This window comes from Pseudomonas sp. JQ170C, assembly GCF_035581345.1.
Classification (GTDB): domain Bacteria; phylum Pseudomonadota; class Gammaproteobacteria; order Pseudomonadales; family Pseudomonadaceae; genus Aquipseudomonas.
In genome coordinates this window covers 2,883,319-2,898,870 of record NZ_CP141608.1, presented here as the reverse complement: position 1 = coordinate 2,898,870, position 15,552 = coordinate 2,883,319, and the positions used below count along the sequence as shown (strand labels likewise).

Below are 15,552 nucleotides of genomic sequence, written 5' to 3'. Positions count from 1 at the left end.
TTCAAATGACGAAGATCGAGGAGCCGGTGGTTTTGCGCGCTTCCAGATCACGGTGCGCCTGGACGGCGTCCTGGAGGGCGTAGTGCTGGTTGATCTCGATCTTGATCCGGCCGCTGCTGACGTGATCGAACAGCTCGCCGGCAAGGTCGGCCTTCTCGGCAGGGTCGGCGATGTAGTCGGCCAGGGCCGGGCGGGTCAGGTGCAGGGAGCCCTTCATCGCCAGGATCTGTGGGTCGAACGGCGGGATGGTGCCCGATGCAGTGCCCACGCAGACCATCAGGCCGCGGCGCTTGAGCGAGTCGAGCGAGGCCATGAACGTGCTTTTGCCGACGCTGTCGAACACCACGTTGACGCCCACCCCGTCCGTCAGCTCGCGCACGCGGCTGGCCACGTCTTCATGGCTGTAGTTGATGGTGTGGGTGCAACCGTGGGCCTTGGCCACTTCGGCCTTGGCTTCGGTGGAGACGGTACCGATCACATTCACGCCCAGCAGCTTGGCCCACTGCGAAACGATCAGGCCGACACCGCCGGCGGCGGCGTGCAGCAGCACCGTGTCGCCGGGCTTGAAGTCGTACAGGCGGCGCATCAGGTAGGCCGAGGTCAGGCCGCGCATGGTCATGGCCGCGGCGGTCTCGAAGGCGATGGTTTCGGGCAGCTTGATCAGCGCGGCGGCAGGGATCAGGCGCTCGGTGCAATAGGCACCCAGGGTGTTGAGAAAACCGGTGTAGGTCACGCGATCACCGACCGCCACCTGGGTCACGCCCTCGCCCACGGCCTGCACCACACCCGAGGCTTCGACACCCATGCCGTTGGGCATCGGAATCGGGTAGGTGCCATTGCGAAAGTAGGTGTCGGCGTAGTTCAGGCCCACCGCCACCTGGCGCAGCCGCACCTGGCCCGGGCCGGGTTCGCCGACCTCGGCGTCCTCATAGCGCAGCACCTCGGGACCACCGGTTTCATAAAAGCGTACGACTTTGGCCATGCATGTCACTCCAATCATCGATCTGGACGCAGTGCGTCAGTTCAGGTTGATTGGACTCTAAGCCCTACGCTTGCAGGGTGCTTCGCATCGGACGACACACTGTTTTCATTTGATGACAACCCCGCCGCCAGTGGCCGCCCGCAAGGCTTTCTCGTACGATGACCAGGCCCTCTTCACCTTGCTATCGAGCCCCGCATGAAGTCCCCCGCCGGTTTACTGCTTTCAGGTATTGAGCTCGATCGCGACAGTACCACCCCGCTTTATCGCCAGCTGTACCTGCAGATCCGCAAGCAGATCCTCACCGGGCGCCTGCAAGGGGGTATCCGCCTACCGTCCACGCGCACCTTGAGCCAGGAACTGAACCTTTCGCGCATCACCCTGCTCAATGCCTTCGACCAACTGATTGCCGAGGGCTTCCTGGTGTCGCGCACCGGTGCCGGTACCTATGTGGGCGATGAATGGGAGCGTGCCGGCGGCGCCGAACCGCAGCCGCCGGCGCCACCCAAGCTGTCGGCGTTGAGCCAGTCGATGCTGTCGCTGCGCAGCGATCACTTTCGCGGGGTGTCCTATGCCCACTGTGGCACCGGCACCCCCACCTCGTTCCTGCCCAGCCACGGGGCCTTTGAGGCCTTTCCCCAGGCGGTGTGGAAGCGCCTGCTCAGCCGCCACGCGCAAAAGCCGAGCAAAGCGCTGCTGGGCTATGGCGAACTGCAGGGGCTGCCGGAGTTGCGCCAGGCCATCGCCGAATACGTGTTCGATGCCCGTGGCATCGACTGCAGTGCCGAGCAGGTGGTGATCGTCTCCGGCGCTCAGCAGGCCTTCAATCTGCTGGCGATGCTGCTACTCGACCCGGACAATGCGGTGTGGATGGAAGACCCCGGGCATATCGCTGCGCGCATTGCTTTTCAGGCACATGGCTGCCGGGTGATACCGGTACGGATCGACGATCAGGGCATCGACGTGCAGCAAGGCATCGCCGACTGCGCCGATGCCCGCCTTGCCTTCACCACCCCATCGCGCCAGCACCCACTGGGCGTGACCCTGAGCCACGGCCGGCGCCTGGAGTTGATCGATTGGGCGGCCCGCCATGAGCGCTGGATCATCGAGGACGACTGCGACAGCGAACTGCGCTACAGCGGTCGCCAATTGCCGGCGCTGTATGCCATGGACCAGAGCGACCGGGTGATTTATGTCGGCACGTTCAGCAAGGTGCTGTTCCCGTCCCTGCGCCTGGGCTATGTGATTCTGCCCAAGCCCCTGGTCGAGCCCTTCTGCACCATCCGCGCGGTCATGGACCGCAGCCCGCCGACCCTGCTGCAGGCGGTGACGGCCGACTTCATGCGCGAAGGCCACTTCATCGGCCACATTCGGCGAATGCGCGTGCTGTACCAGGCGCGCCAGCAGTGCCTGGTGGACACGCTCGAACGCGTGCTGGGCGGTTTCTTCAACATAACCCCCGTGGACGCCGGCATGCACTTGATCGCCTGGCTACCGCCCCACCTGGACGATCAACAGGTCGCCCGGCAACTGGCTGAACAGGGCGTGCACACCTATGCCCTGAGCGATTACTGCCTGCAACGTTACCTGCCGCCAGCCCTGCTGATCGGCTTTGCCGGTACCCCGCAGGGCGAGGCCCCGGCGAAAGTCCAGGCCCTGGCTCAGGCACTGCGTGCCCTCGGCCATCTGAACCCGTAGCCCGTTTCACAGTGGCCTTAACATTCGATTCGTAATGGATCTATCGAGCGATCCTCGCCGGCGCGATAAAGAACGCGCCGGTAGAACCGGTGCCCGCACCAGGAACGACTCGAATGAATGCTATCCAAGAACGCTTCACCCGGTTGCTCGATAACAAGACCAAAGGCGCCGCAGCGCCGGTGCTTCTGACCCGCGAACTGGCCGCACGCCTGCTCGAACGCCTCGATCAGGCGCGCCTGTACGCCCATGCCTACCCCTTGTTGACCAACCTCACCCATGGCCGCCTGACGCCCTTTGACCTCCTCGACTTTGCCTATCGTCACGAACTGGCGGGGCTGAGCCTGCATATGCTCGATGGCGAGCACAACAGCCTGTCGCAAATGAACGCCGTGCAGCTGGACGCCTTTGCTGCAAAGGCCCAGGCGTTGCAACTGGATGTTCACCTTGAGATCAGCAGCACCCTCAAGGCTGACGTCGACGCCGCGATCGCCGTGGCCAAGGCCATCGGTACCCGCAACATCCGCGTTTACTCACGCTACGAAGGCCAGCTGTCGCAGGTGATGGACAGGATCGCCACTGACCTTCAGTACCTCGCCCACCAGGCCGATGCCCACGACCTGTACTTCGACTTCGAGCAACACGAAGAACTCAAGAGCGACGAAATCGCCCAGCTACTGCGCCAGGCCAACCACCCGCGCCTGCATGCCCTGTTCGACTTCGGCAACATGATCAACGCCTGCGAGCAACCTCTCCAGGCCCTGGCGCACCTGGCCCCGCACATTCGCCAGAGCCACCTCAAGGGTGTTCGCGTGGTTGCCGAGGCCCAGGGCTTTGGCCACTACGGCGTGCTCCAGGGCAGCGACGAAGATGACCTGCCCAGCCCACGCATGCTGTTCGAGCTGCTGATGCTCGGGGAACGCGAGCCGCAAGTGATCGCTTTCATCCTCGAACAGGAAAACCACTACATCGCCCCGGCGTTTCGCCAACTGCAGGAGCCTGCCGACCCATTCATTGCCTACCGGGAGATGAGCGACACGCCCTTGCCCGAAGGCTTCACCCTCGAGCAGATGCTGGCCGGCGAACAGCGCTGGGCCAACAACCAGGTGTGCTACGTGAAAGGCCTGCTGGCCGAATTGCGCACCCTCGCCGAACTGGCCCTGGCCACCCCCGACAAGGCCTGAGCGCCTTCCCCATCACGCCTGGAGAACAACAATGAGCACTCAAGACAAGGCTAAATGGTTCAAATTCCTGATACTGATCCTCGGCGGCGGCACCATCTACAAGCTCGCTAACCTCAAGGACGCGTTCTATGTACCCATGCAGGAATTCATGGGGCTGTCGCACACTGAAATCGGCCTGCTGCTCAGCGCCAACGCCATCATCGCCACCGGACTGTTCGTGGTCGGCGGTGTGCTGGCCGACCGCTTCGACACCCGCAGACTGATCCCCCTGGGCCTGCTCGGCACCGGCGCGCTGGGCCTTTACCTGGCCACCTTCCCGCCCTTCAACAGCCTGATGATCGTGTTTTGCCTGCTGGCGGTATGCGCCGACTGCATCTACTGGCCGGCGCTGCTCAAGGCTATCCGCGGCCTGGGCGACGACAAGGAACAAGGCCGCCTGTTCGGGCTGCTTGAAGGCGGGCGCGGGGTGGTCGACACCCTGGTGGCATTCTCGGCCCTGGGTGTGTTCATTGCCATGGGTGCTGCCGAAGCGGGACTCAAGGCGGCCATCGTCTTTTACTCGGTCATCGACATTGCTGCCGGGGTACTGACCTGGTTCTTGCTCAAGGGCGCCCGGCCTGCCCAGGCCAACCCCCGGAAAAACCCGCTGACCAACCTGATGCAGGCAGTCAAGGTGCCGGCCATCTGGCTGGTGAGCTTCAACGTGTTCATGGTCTACATCGTGTACTGCGGGCTGACCTACTTCATTCCGTACCTCAAGGAAGTCTACGGGCTGCCGGTCGCGCTGGTGGGGGCCTACGGCATCATCAACCAGTACATGCTCAAGATCCTCGGGGGCCCGGCAGGCGGTTTCCTGGCAGACAAGCAATTCAAAAGCCCCAGCCGTTATCTGAAATGGGCGTTCCTGGCGTTGCTGCCAATGATGGCGATCATCCTCCTGGTGCCCAAGAGCCCGGGCTTCATCTATGCCGGCATGGCGGCCACCCTGTCGTTTGCCTTCATCGTATTCTCCATGCGTGGCGTGTTCTGGGCGCCCATGGGCGAAGTGGGCATCGCCCCGCACATCACCGGCTCAGCCTTTGGTATCGGCTGCCTGATCGGCTATGCGCCGGGGATGTTCGCCTATGTGGGTTACGGCGCCATCCTTGACCGGTTTCCCGGGCAACAGGGCTACAACTACGTCTTCATCAGCATGATGGTGCTGGCGGTGATCGGCTTTGTGGTGGCCAGCCGGATGCATCGTCTGGTGCGCCAAACGGCGCAGGAAGCTGGGGGTGATGTGGCGGCAACGATGGGCTAGGTAAAACCATCGCGGGGCAAGCCCGCTCCTACCCCGCGCAATCCGGTGGGAGCGGGCTTGCCCCGCGAGAGGCCATTGCGGCTTGCACTGAGCACTCCGGGCGCCCGGGCGGATACCCGTACGAGCATTGCGCCCCGTGAGTTACACAACAGCGCAGTCGCTCAAACTAGGAATAATCCTAATTCGCGGACAATAGCGATCAAATATTATTGCGTGGCGTACGGCATCGCCACCGGTATGTCATTCGGTGGCCTCTTGATTCGTAATAACAGGGAGTTTGCACCATGGCGATAATCAGACCTTTGGGTCGCGAGATTTATCTGTTTCAGGATGACTCCGGGAGGTCCGTCGAAAATCTGATGATTGTATCGCATGGTCGCTATATGCCACGTCCAGAATTTGGCAGGCAAACCGGCCTGGCGCGAAATATACCCGGGTTAGGCGGATGGATCGAGGTCCCTGCCGGCGTGACGCTGTACTTGTATGGGCCTCACAAAAGTGCCATTTATGGCTCAATGATCACCGAGGTTCTGGATGGCGAAGCGAAGCACTTTGAAACCCTGCGCAGTCCGCAGAAAATCCGAAACTATCGCCTTTCCAAGTTTCAAGCCGACAGCGACACGTACGGGAGCATTAAAAAAGAGATTGACCTGAATCGTCGCAGCGCCGGCGGGCGCGGGCAGGCCATGAGTTACGGTGGTAATACCATCTTGCAGATGATTGCAGCAAACTTCCCCGGCACTATTCCGCGATTCGATATCTTGACCATTCGCAATCGCGCATGGATGTACACCGTATCGCTTCAGGATGTGTTCAAGGCGCTGGAGCGTTGGGGGTTTCGGTATTCCAATATTCATTGTGTTTTCTGCCGCAGTCGAATCATTGGGACCGAGCCTGTCTACACACCCGAGCACTGGTGACCCACTTCACGACGTCGGCATTGCGTAACGCCGGTTACGCAATGCCGACGGCGTAACGTCGATCAAATCACGTTAGGTTTGAATAAGGGCTTGGGCCCTACGATAGGACTACGACAAAAAACACAGTGTATGTTGGAATACCGATACCCCTCTTGACGCAACGCCTTGAGCACATCATGAAGCGTTATGGAGTACATCCATGCGCGATTGCGAATGGTCAAGATATCGAATCGAGGAAACGGCACAGGGAAATTTTCTGCAATCATGGCCAAGGTGGTTTGATCACGCATGCTCACGGCTCTCTCGCGTATGTCGACGCATCTACGATTTTGATCGATATCCTCTTCTATGCTGCCGTACGTTTCGGAACTATAGCCATCTTGAAACTTGGAAAGGCGATAGTTTCGGATTTTCTGCGGGCTGCGCAGGGTTTCCAGGTGGTTCAACTTGCTCGACATAACCGTAGCCATGCCTGGAACACTCAGGGCACTTTTGTGCGGGCCATATAAATATAGCGTCACGCCGGCAGGGACCTCAATCCAACCGCCTAACCCGGGTATGTTTCGCGCCAGGCCGGTGTGCCGGCCAAACTCTGGACGTGGCATATATTCGCCATGCGATGAAATCACCAGATTATCGACGGACTTGCCAGCATCATCTTGGAACAAATACAACTCACGACCCACAGGTCTTTTTCTCGCCATGCTGCAAACTCCCTGGCATTACAAGTAAAGAGGCCACCGAATGAATTGCCGGTGGCCATGCCGTACGTCACCCAATATTATTGGATCCCTCTTGCCAGCGGGATCGGATTACTCCTAGTTAGGGAAACTCCGAGCAAGTTGCTCATCAACCGTAAATGGGCGGCTTGGGGATGTCGAAAAGCCCGATTTTCAGCCGCTGATTATTGGATAACCAAGGCAAAGCCTAGGTTATCTGCCCTCATGGGCGCACCTGTCCCACACAAGGCAGTAATTGCCGGGGCACCATCCACAGAATCGACAGGGCAAATAGCGTGGTCAATTGCGCCATGTTCTTGGCCAAGCCACGGAAGCGGGTTTTCACATAATCGAACCGGCGCTTGATCACACGAAATGGATGTTCGACCTTCGCTCGCATCTCCGCTTCGACCTTCTCGATCTTGCGTCTGGCTTTGTGGAGCACGCTGCATTTGCTCAAGTGCTTGTAGGTGCTACGACTAGCCGCAATCTGCCAGATCACAGGCCGTCCGTCATGCTCCGGCCGTTTATCCACGCCGGTATAACCGCAGGTAATTGTTGATGGTTTCCAGAATCCCCGAAGCCAGTTGGTGCTTCTCCAGCGGGTGCCGGAAACTAATGAATGTGGTGTCTTCGGGGATAGTAGCGCTGAGCGTCAGGCGAGCAAACTGGCGCATCAAAGTGATTTCGTACAGCGCTTCTTCCATGGCTGGGTCGCTCAACGAGAACCCGTTCTGCAGCAGGTGAATGCGCAGCATGGTTTCCACTGGCCACCTTGCGAATGGCCTCCGGCAACCGGGCGGTTTCCAGGTCCTTGCCGATAAAGCCATGGGCGCCGCGGCGCATCACCAGCGCCACCACAGCCGGCGTATGCAGCGCAGACATCACCAGCAGGCGCACGCCGGGGAAGCGTACACGCAAGCCGCGCATCAGGTTCAGGCCGTCGATCTCGCCAGGCCCGAGCAGGTAGTCCATCAAGATCAGATCGACCTCTTGCTTGTGCAAGGCGTCCATCAACTGCTGGCTGGTACTGAACGAGCCCACCACTTGCAGGTCGGCCTCGCGCCCCAGGATCAGTTCTATTCCATGCAACACGACCGGGTGGTCGTCCAAAATCATGATGCGAATCAGCCGCTTAGCGTACATCAAAAGCCTCCGATAACCTCTGAACCGTTGAGTGAACGGACAGGCGTCCAGCCAAGCGAATACGCGAACGGGCTTGATGCGAGCGTGCGGCTTCCAGGCCGACATTTAATAAATACAAGGATAGTCCAACTTTATTAACAACTCACCCACAGGCCCGGTTGAGCGTAGTGCGCCACCGACTTATAGTTATAATTAACTAACACGTTAGAACTGCATGAGTGGTGATTAACCCTTGGCAACCTTCATCCGCTTGGGCGCGCCGCCTTCGATCAGGTCAAAGGTGTATTCACGACCCGCTTCTTTATCAACGCTGAAGGTTTTTCCTGGCAGTACATGATGTTTCGTGGTCGGGTAACACTCACCGGGCTTGCCCACCACGCAACTTTTGAACTCATCCAGCACAATGGTGCTGTTGCCAGCATTGGTGACTTTGTACTTCGCCGTGGTGTTCTCGATTTTAGTATCGAAGCGGCTGTCCTGCGGGCGAACAAAGAAGATGATGCCGTAGGCCGTCAACACATTGACCCCGGCCGACATGCTCTGCTTGTAGTCTTTACGCTCTTCGTCGGTCATGGCGAACTGGTCTTCTTTTTCCGGCACCACGGGCACGAAACGCACGCGGTAGTAGCGCTCCTTGTCACGCTTGCCCATATACAGCAGACGCGTGCCCTGCATCCCCTGGGAAGGCACGATCAGGCGCGCGGGGCTGGCAATCAGGCCTTCGGGGTTGGCCGCAGCGCCCTTCTCCACCATGGGCAGCTCACGGGACTTGCCATCGGCATCGAAGACCATTTCATGGATACTCACCCGCACGAAGGCGGTACTGTCGCCACCGTTATAAACCCGTTTGAGGTAGGTGCTTTTGTCCCCGTCGAGGTAGTCATAAATAGTGCCGACATTGATATTGGGGCCGGCGAATGCCGTAGCGGCAGACAGGTTGAACAATACGAAAACAATAAACTTTTTCAAAACCAATCCTATTTGATACTGAGAGATCAAGCTCACATTCGACACACGGAAAAATAGCAGCAAGACTCTGCCAACACTCAATATTGCCGAGGTCGAGCCCGGAGCGCGTAGACCGCAAAATAATAGTCAGGCGCACACCCACCACGCCGAACTTAACGCGCGAAGGATTTCACCAATTTAACCCAGGCAGTGGCGCGCAAAAATAAGAATGCTCCTAAAAACAAGCCCGCCACTTCCTAAACAAACCGACTGCGATAAAACACCTTCACTGTAGGAGCGGGCTTGCCCCGCGAAAGCGACCTCCCCCCGTAGCCGCTGGCGACAGCCTGCGATCGGCCGCAATGCGGCCGCCATTCACACAACACCCTGGCCCCAGAGGCAGCCGTCTGGCGATGGATGAGCAGTCGATCGCAGCCTCATTCCTCGGCAGCGGCTACGGCGCTGCAATATCGGAATCCCAAACAACCGTGACATTGCCCGAATACTTGCTGCCGGAATGATGGTCGATCATGTCTTTTACATCATCACGGCCCACTTCAAAGTGCAGCTGGGCGCGACTATCGTTCACCAGCCGCGTCGGCGTGAACACGTGCTTGTCAACAGGGCTCAACAACTGGCGGTTGGCCGGCTGGCCGCTGGCGTTGTTGATGCCGGCGGGCAGCGTGACGCGGGATTCTACCGGCACTTGATGGCCGCTGCCGTTTTGTATCCCGCATTGATTACCCACGGTGTACTGGCACTCGATATGCATTTTGAACGCATTGTTGGTCGAGAAGCGGAAGTGCTGATCGATACTCAACTTCTCCGGCCGTCTGCCGCGCTGGAGCCACTGCAGCCAACCGCCCTGGGGTTGAAGTGCTGCAGTGCTGGAACCTGGTGGAAAACTGGCCTCAAGCACATGGTTGACAGTAACATCAAAATTCAAATTCAACACTTGAGGCGCCATTGCTACCCCACCGAAATCAAAATCCCCCCCAGGGCCAAAGCTGAATGTTTTAGTCCCAGTGTATCGACCAGATGGCAGTGACTGAGGGTCGGGCATTTCCACCACATACTTAAAGCCGAAATTGTTGATCCAAAAATTGACAAGATTGAAATTATTAATCTTCCCACACCGGGAAGTGCCAGACGCTGGAATATTCCAATAAAAATTTTGAAAAGTAACGGTTATATAGGCGGTTCCGCCGAAACTACATGGAGAGGCCGCGTTCGCCCAGTGACCTCCTTGCCATAGTGCGTTATGAGCCTGCTCCAACGAGCCCATACCAGTTAGATCCAATACATTTTGACCGAACTGATGAGTCGCCTTGATCCCGGTGATGCGAAACCTTAGTGGTGCATGCTCACTCCCGTTAGAGACCTCGATGTCATGCCAGCCGCCGGGTAATTTGAACGACCCCCCCTGCTCGAGCGAAGGAGGAGGCGTCGGAATGAGTGTACGAATAGAAGTGATACCTGCCGTTATACTTTTTTCTCCAGAGGAACAAGAGGAAGGCCGGTCGCTGCAATACCCCGAATTGGGTGTTGTATTTATGAACTGGTTGGAACCTGGGTTAGCAGGATTAGGGGAATACACAAACGTCAACGTTCTGTCAGCCGCACCCACTTGTTGCGATACCAGAATCGCCAGGCACGCTAAAACTTTCGACGTTAAACCAATAAAAAACTTCATACGTCCTACCTTGCTGTTTTTTCCGCAGAAGGCTATGGGGGGATCTGATCGTGTGCACTGCACAGCGTAAATCCAGGACCATCCGCACATCGCCCTCGCGCGCAGAGAGTAAGCATCCAATGCCAGCCAGACGCCCTTGTACCAATGGGGCATGCAGGCAATGTAATGGAGGCCCCGGACGGCAGAAATAGGAATACTCCGAGATACGGAGGCGGAGCTTGATTTGGCGGATAAATGGTCTAGTGGGTCTACAAATATCTCGCAGTACCGCTCGCCTGTAGGAGCGGGCTTGCCCCGCGAAAGCGACCTCCCCCCATAGCCGCTGGCGACAGCCTGCGATCGGCCGCAATGCGGCCGCCATTCACACAACACCCTGGCCCCAGAGGCAACCGTCTGGCGACGGATGAGCAGTCGATCGCAGCCTCATTCCTCGGCAGCGGCTACGGCGCTGCAATATCGGAATCCCAAACAACCGTGACATTGCCCGAATACTTGCTGCCGGAATGATGGTCGATCATGTCTTTTACATCATCACGGCCCACTTCAAAGTGCAGCTGGGCGCGACTATCGTTCACCAGCCGCGTCGGCGTGAACACGTGCTTGTCAACAGGGCTCAACAACTGGCGGTTGGCCGGCTGGCCGCTGGCGTTGTTGATGCCGGCGGGCAGCGTGACGCGGGATTCTACCGGCACTTGATGGCCGCTGCCGTTTTGTATCCCGCATTGATTACCCACGGTGTACTGGCACTCGATATGCATTTTGAACGCATTGTTGGTCGAGAAGCGGAAGTGCTGATCGATACTCAACTTCTCCGGCCGTCTGCCGCGCTGGAGCCACTGCAACCAACCGCCCTGGGGTTGAAGTGCTGCAGTGCTGGAACCTGGTGGAAAACTGGCCTCAAGCACATGGTTGACAACAATATCAAAGTTCAGATTCAACACATCCGGCTGATTCATGGTCGCACCGAACTCAAAGTCCAATCCAGACCCATAGCGGAAGGTTTTTGTCCCGGTGTATCGACCCGACGGCAGTGACTGAGGGTTGGGCATTTCCACCACATACCTGAGGGAGTGTCCAAAAAACCTGAAACTTTCAAGATCGAAATTATTTACTTTCCCACACCTAAAGTCCCCAGACGCTGGAATCTCCCAGAAAAAAGTATATTCAGTACTAGATGCCAAACCACTTCCAGCTTTAGCACATGGAGATGGCGCAAGAACCCAAGATTCCCCTACCCACAAATCATTATGCGCTTGTTGGTAGTTGGGTGCCCCGGTTATCTGTTGGACACTCCTATTAAAGTTATGACGCCCGGAAAACCCGGTTATGCGAAACCTTACTGTTGCACGCTCACTTCCATTAGAGACTTCAACATCATGCCAGCCAGCGGGCGCTTTGATCGAAACCCCCTGTTCAGGCGTAGAGCCCTTCACAATGGTTGCGTTAGAGTAGCGATGAACATTTGTATCGATACTTTTTTCTTCGCCCCTACAAGCGCCAGGTCTCGTGACGCAAAACCCTTGGTTGGGCGTTGTATTTATAAACTGGTTAGACCCTGGATTAGCAGGATTAGGGGAATACACAAACGTCAACGTTTTGTCAGCCGCACCCACTTGTTGCGATACCAGGATCGCCAGGCACGCTAAAACTTTCGACCTTAAACTCAAAAATCCTTTCATATACTGTTCCTTGCTGCTTTTACCGCTTAAGGGTATCGGTACTGGCGATCTGGTCCAGTGCACTGCCTTCTACACAGCGCAAATCCCCCGCCATCAGCACATCGCCCTCACGGCGCAGGCTGGCAGCATCCAGCACAAATCGGCATTTGACCTGGTCATTGCGCCGCACTTCCAGGGTCGGTGTGCCTTCACTCAGCTCCATGGAGAAGAACCCGTCCACTTCGGTCACCCCACGGGAGGCGTGGTTGATCACGTGGTGCCCCCCCAACGGCTCGTCGTTGCCATCGAGCAGGCGACCCAGCACCGTGACGGTCTTCATCACATGCACCTGGCGATAGTCCACGCCGCCCTTGTTCAGGTGGTAGCGGGCACTGGGCGGCTGGATCGTGGCAGGCGGTGCATCCACGCCCTCGAAGTCGAAGCGCACGATGCCGTTGCGGTACGCCGTGACCGGCACGAAGTTGCGACCGGGCTTGAGCACCGCGCCAACACCACTCAGGTCGTCGGCGCGCAGCTCGAGGGCGTCGATATCGGAAACCACGTCGACGATCATGCCGGCCTCGTTGTGGCTGTGCACACTGGTCAGCAGGGCCTTGCTGCCGCCCACCACCAGGGTGCTGTTCAGGTTCAGGCCACCCGAAAGCGCGCTGTTGTACGACGATTGCTGCATGAACACATCGCCAGCGGCGGCAGAAGTGGAAAACCGGGCTGAACCACTGAGGCCTACGCCATAGCTGTCGACCATCGCGGTGCCCGACACCGACGTCAGCGGCCCCAGGTCCAGGTCCTGTTGGTAGCCGATGCTGGCGTTGCGCTCGCTGTTGCCGTCACGCGCGGTACGCGACCCCACACTGGCGTTGACACGCTTGCCTTCACCACCCAGGGCCATGCTCACGCTCAAATCGACGCCGCGGTTGCGCTGGTTGCCGCTGCTGCTGCTTCCCGGGCGATCAAACACCGACAGGCGCCAGTTGGCGTCGCTGCCAAACAGTTTGCCGTTGCGCATCCAGCCCAGGTCCAGGCCCACGCCTTCGACCTGGCCGTCACTGTGGGACAGGCGGGCGCTGAAGCTGTCGCGGTGGTCCAGGCGGTGGTTGAGGCCCAGCGACGAGTTGCTGACCTGCCCTACATAGGGGCTGCGCTGGCGCACGCGGGTGCCATCGGCGAGGGTTTCCCAGGTATCGCGGTTGTCCAGCCAACTGCGGCTGTGGCTGAAGATCAGGCTGCCCGCACCATAGCTGTGCAGGGCATGCAGGTCCATGCCCGCGCCGTGGTCCTGGGTCTGGTAGACGTTGGCATAGGCGGTGGTGCGATCCCCCAGGCCAAGGTCCACGGAGCTGCCCAGCTGGTTCTGGCCTTTGATCTGGCGGGCCGACAGGCCGACCACGGCACGCGGGTGCAGCAGGTAGTTGACGGCCGCGCCGGCGGTGATGCCACCGTCGGTCTGCTGGTCCCAGTTGCTCAGCAGCTTGCTCTCGCGGCCGACAAAGGTGTTGTAGCGCCAGCGCTTGTTCGGGTCTTTCCAGTTGACCGGCTTGTAGACCAGCTCCTCGGTGGTGGAGGTCACCTGGCCGTCTTCGAGCAAACGCACCTCGATCTCGTAGATGCCGCCTGGCAGTGGCCGGGTGTCGAGGGCATGCAGGCCGGCCTGCACTTGCTGGGTGTTGATCAATGCGCCGTTGCGGTACACCTCCACCACCGCTTCGCGGTTGGCGGTCACATAGATGGGGTACGCCGAAGGCCGAGAAACATCCATCGCCAGGCTGTCCGAACTGCCGAACATCAGGCCCAGCGCGGTATCGGGGCTGCCGCCGAAGTTACGCAACTGGCGGGTCAGGCCCAGGGAGTTCGGGGTGAAATAGCCCAGTCGGAAGAAATGATCCTGCCACTCGGTCTGGCTGTGCAGTTCGTTGACCGAATGCAGGATGCCTTCGTCGCCACCCGACTTGGTGAGTTGCGCGTTGAAGGTTTGCGTCCAGGCGCCCAGGCTGCTGATGGCCTCCAGGCCATAACGGCCACTGAGGTCCTGCTGCTGGCCACCGGAGATGTTCAGCTGGTTATTGACAATGATCCCGGTGCTGCCGCCAACGGGCAGGTCGAAATGCTGCTTGGCGTCAAGATCACGCTCGGCGCCACTGGTCAGGATCGACACTTCGGAGTTGGCCAGGCTGTAGTGCACAGCCACCAGGTCATTGGCGCACGCCGCCTTGCAGGGCCCCAGGGAAATGCCTTGCTGCAGCAGTGCGTGCCAGGTTTCGCGCTCGCTCGCATCAATGCGGCTGTCGCGAATATCGGTGAACTCGACAAGCTCGATTCGCTCGTCGCGACTCAGAATAATGATGGCCTCGCCCAGCGCTTCGCCGTCCAGCGACAGGCGCACGACCAGGGGCACATCGAAGAAATGCTCATGAAAGTCTTTGGGCAATCCCTGCGCCTGGTCAATAAGGCTTAAGTTCGGCTGAGTTGGGCTCGCCGCGTGCACGGGTAGAACAGCCAACAGCGTCCACGCAATAGCGGCTGGCCCGAGGACAGATCGAAACATAATTAAACCAGACTAAGAATGTATTAAGTATCCAGCGACGCTAAAGAGTCGCTGGATATACAGCAGCCAATAAGATCCGCGCAGGACTTATGGTTTTACTACTGCATCAAAGGACAACTGGACGTTACCCTCGTAAGTGCCAGCTTTGTAACCGCCGGCTGGTTTGGTAGGTTTGATTTCCAGCCATACGGTTGCGCCCGCGGCGGCTTCACTTGCAGTCGCCACTTCGACCGGAGTGGTGGTCAGTGGCTTGTTGTTGAAGGAAACTTGCAGCGCGATTTTCTCGGTGCCGGCGATGTCTTGCAGTTCAGGGGTGACCAGTACGCTACCTTCGATGGTGCCGGCAGTGTGCTTGGCAACGAATTGCTTACGCAGGGTTTCCAGGGCTTCGGCCACAGGGTTGTAGTTCAGCACTTGCTTGTTAGGCAACCAGCTACCATCTACCGGCTGAACATGGAAGACCTGGCTTGGAATGGTGGCTTCCAGTTGAACGGTGTGACGCTCTTGAGTAGCAGCCATGGTCTGAGCCGATACAGCCAGAGCAGCAAGAGCGAAGGGGGCGAGGATGATTTTTTTCAGGGAAGTCATGTTGTGTTCCATATTCGTAACTAGGGGTTGGCTCAATGAGCGTTGGGTAGTAACGCTTTATTCGCTTCGTCTCGTTAAGTTGACCATCGGCGAATGCGTGCAGCCTACCGAACCCCTTGGCCGTCGCGAATCGGAATACTCCTAGATTCATTAACCGCA

At 58.5% G+C, this 15,552-nt stretch carries 11 protein-coding genes and 2 pseudogenes; 4 read left to right on the top strand and 9 right to left on the bottom strand.

Annotation, left to right across the window (positions count from 1 at the left end; translation table 11 throughout):
- Window position 1 precedes the first annotated feature (1 nt).
- Window positions 2-982, bottom strand: a complete 981-nt coding sequence (locus U9R80_RS13355; RefSeq protein WP_301837850.1) for a quinone oxidoreductase family protein — start codon at window positions 980-982, stop codon at window positions 2-4.
- A gap of 195 nt (window positions 983-1,177) precedes the next feature.
- Between U9R80_RS13355 and pdxR the strand changes: the two genes are divergently transcribed.
- From pdxR to U9R80_RS13335, 4 genes are all read left to right on the top strand, one after another.
- Window positions 1,178-2,677, top strand: a complete 1,500-nt coding sequence (pdxR, locus tag U9R80_RS13350; RefSeq protein WP_301837851.1) for a MocR-like pyridoxine biosynthesis transcription factor PdxR — start codon at window positions 1,178-1,180, stop codon at window positions 2,675-2,677.
- 113 nt (window positions 2,678-2,790) lie between these two features.
- A complete protein-coding gene (locus U9R80_RS13345; protein WP_301837852.1) occupies window positions 2,791-3,858 on the top strand; it encodes a sugar phosphate isomerase/epimerase family protein in 1,068 nt (355 codons plus the stop codon).
- Between the two features lie 31 nt (window positions 3,859-3,889).
- Window positions 3,890-5,158 carry an MFS transporter gene (locus U9R80_RS13340; RefSeq protein ID WP_301837854.1) on the top strand — a complete coding sequence of 423 codons (1,269 nt, stop codon included), beginning with the start codon at window positions 3,890-3,892 and terminating at the stop codon, window positions 5,156-5,158.
- 284 nt (window positions 5,159-5,442) lie between these two features.
- Window positions 5,443-6,078 (top strand): putative adhesin, encoded by a 636-nt coding sequence (locus U9R80_RS13335; RefSeq protein ID WP_301837856.1) that lies wholly within the window; start codon window positions 5,443-5,445, stop codon window positions 6,076-6,078.
- A gap of 62 nt (window positions 6,079-6,140) precedes the next feature.
- On the opposite strand, the gene U9R80_RS13330 is transcribed toward U9R80_RS13335, so the two are convergent.
- The 8 genes and pseudogenes from U9R80_RS13330 to U9R80_RS13295 form a co-directional block, all read right to left on the bottom strand.
- Window positions 6,141-6,782 (bottom strand): putative adhesin, encoded by a 642-nt coding sequence (locus U9R80_RS13330; RefSeq protein WP_301837858.1) that lies wholly within the window; start codon window positions 6,780-6,782, stop codon window positions 6,141-6,143.
- A gap of 238 nt (window positions 6,783-7,020) precedes the next feature.
- Window positions 7,021-7,570: pseudogene (locus U9R80_RS13325) on the bottom strand (transposase); the annotation flags it as partial.
- Between the two features lie 64 nt (window positions 7,571-7,634).
- Window positions 7,635-7,916: pseudogene (locus U9R80_RS13320) on the bottom strand (response regulator); the annotation flags it as partial.
- Window positions 7,917-8,168: 252 nt separating this feature from the next.
- Complete coding sequence (locus U9R80_RS13315) at window positions 8,169-8,912, bottom strand: molecular chaperone (RefSeq protein WP_301838003.1); 744 nt, start codon at window positions 8,910-8,912, stop codon at window positions 8,169-8,171.
- Between the two features lie 433 nt (window positions 8,913-9,345).
- Complete coding sequence (locus tag U9R80_RS13310) at window positions 9,346-10,584, bottom strand: hypothetical protein (RefSeq protein ID WP_301837859.1); 1,239 nt, start codon at window positions 10,582-10,584, stop codon at window positions 9,346-9,348.
- A 440-nt stretch (window positions 10,585-11,024) separates the two neighbouring features.
- Entirely contained in the window at window positions 11,025-12,263 is a 1,239-nt protein-coding gene (locus tag U9R80_RS13305; RefSeq protein WP_301837860.1) for a hypothetical protein, read from the bottom strand.
- Between the two features lie 19 nt (window positions 12,264-12,282).
- Window positions 12,283-14,805 (bottom strand): TcfC E-set like domain-containing protein, encoded by a 2,523-nt coding sequence (locus U9R80_RS13300; protein ID WP_442964952.1) that lies wholly within the window; start codon window positions 14,803-14,805, stop codon window positions 12,283-12,285.
- Between the two features lie 87 nt (window positions 14,806-14,892).
- Window positions 14,893-15,393 (bottom strand): CS1 type fimbrial major subunit, encoded by a 501-nt coding sequence (locus tag U9R80_RS13295; protein ID WP_301837862.1) that lies wholly within the window; start codon window positions 15,391-15,393, stop codon window positions 14,893-14,895.
- Window positions 15,394-15,552: the final 159 nt, after the last annotated feature.

Bases quoted from the DNA above. Each gene is read 5' to 3' on its own strand.
- U9R80_RS13355 (WP_301837850.1), bottom strand. From the start codon at position 982: ATGGCCAAAGTCGTACGCTTTTATGAAACCGGTGGTCCCGAGGTGCTG.
- pdxR (WP_301837851.1), top strand. From the start codon at position 1,178: ATGAAGTCCCCCGCCGGTTTACTGCTTTCAGGTATTGAGCTCGATCGC.
- U9R80_RS13345 (WP_301837852.1), top strand. From the start codon at position 2,791: ATGAATGCTATCCAAGAACGCTTCACCCGGTTGCTCGATAACAAGACC.
- U9R80_RS13340 (WP_301837854.1), top strand. From the start codon at position 3,890: ATGAGCACTCAAGACAAGGCTAAATGGTTCAAATTCCTGATACTGATC.
- U9R80_RS13335 (WP_301837856.1), top strand. From the start codon at position 5,443: ATGGCGATAATCAGACCTTTGGGTCGCGAGATTTATCTGTTTCAGGAT.
- U9R80_RS13330 (WP_301837858.1), bottom strand. From the start codon at position 6,782: ATGGCGAGAAAAAGACCTGTGGGTCGTGAGTTGTATTTGTTCCAAGAT.
- U9R80_RS13310 (WP_301837859.1), bottom strand. From the start codon at position 10,584: ATGAAGTTTTTTATTGGTTTAACGTCGAAAGTTTTAGCGTGCCTGGCG.
- U9R80_RS13305 (WP_301837860.1), bottom strand. From the start codon at position 12,263: ATGAAAGGATTTTTGAGTTTAAGGTCGAAAGTTTTAGCGTGCCTGGCG.
- U9R80_RS13300 (WP_442964952.1), bottom strand. From the start codon at position 14,805: ATGTTTCGATCTGTCCTCGGGCCAGCCGCTATTGCGTGGACGCTGTTG.
- U9R80_RS13295 (WP_301837862.1), bottom strand. From the start codon at position 15,393: ATGACTTCCCTGAAAAAAATCATCCTCGCCCCCTTCGCTCTTGCTGCT.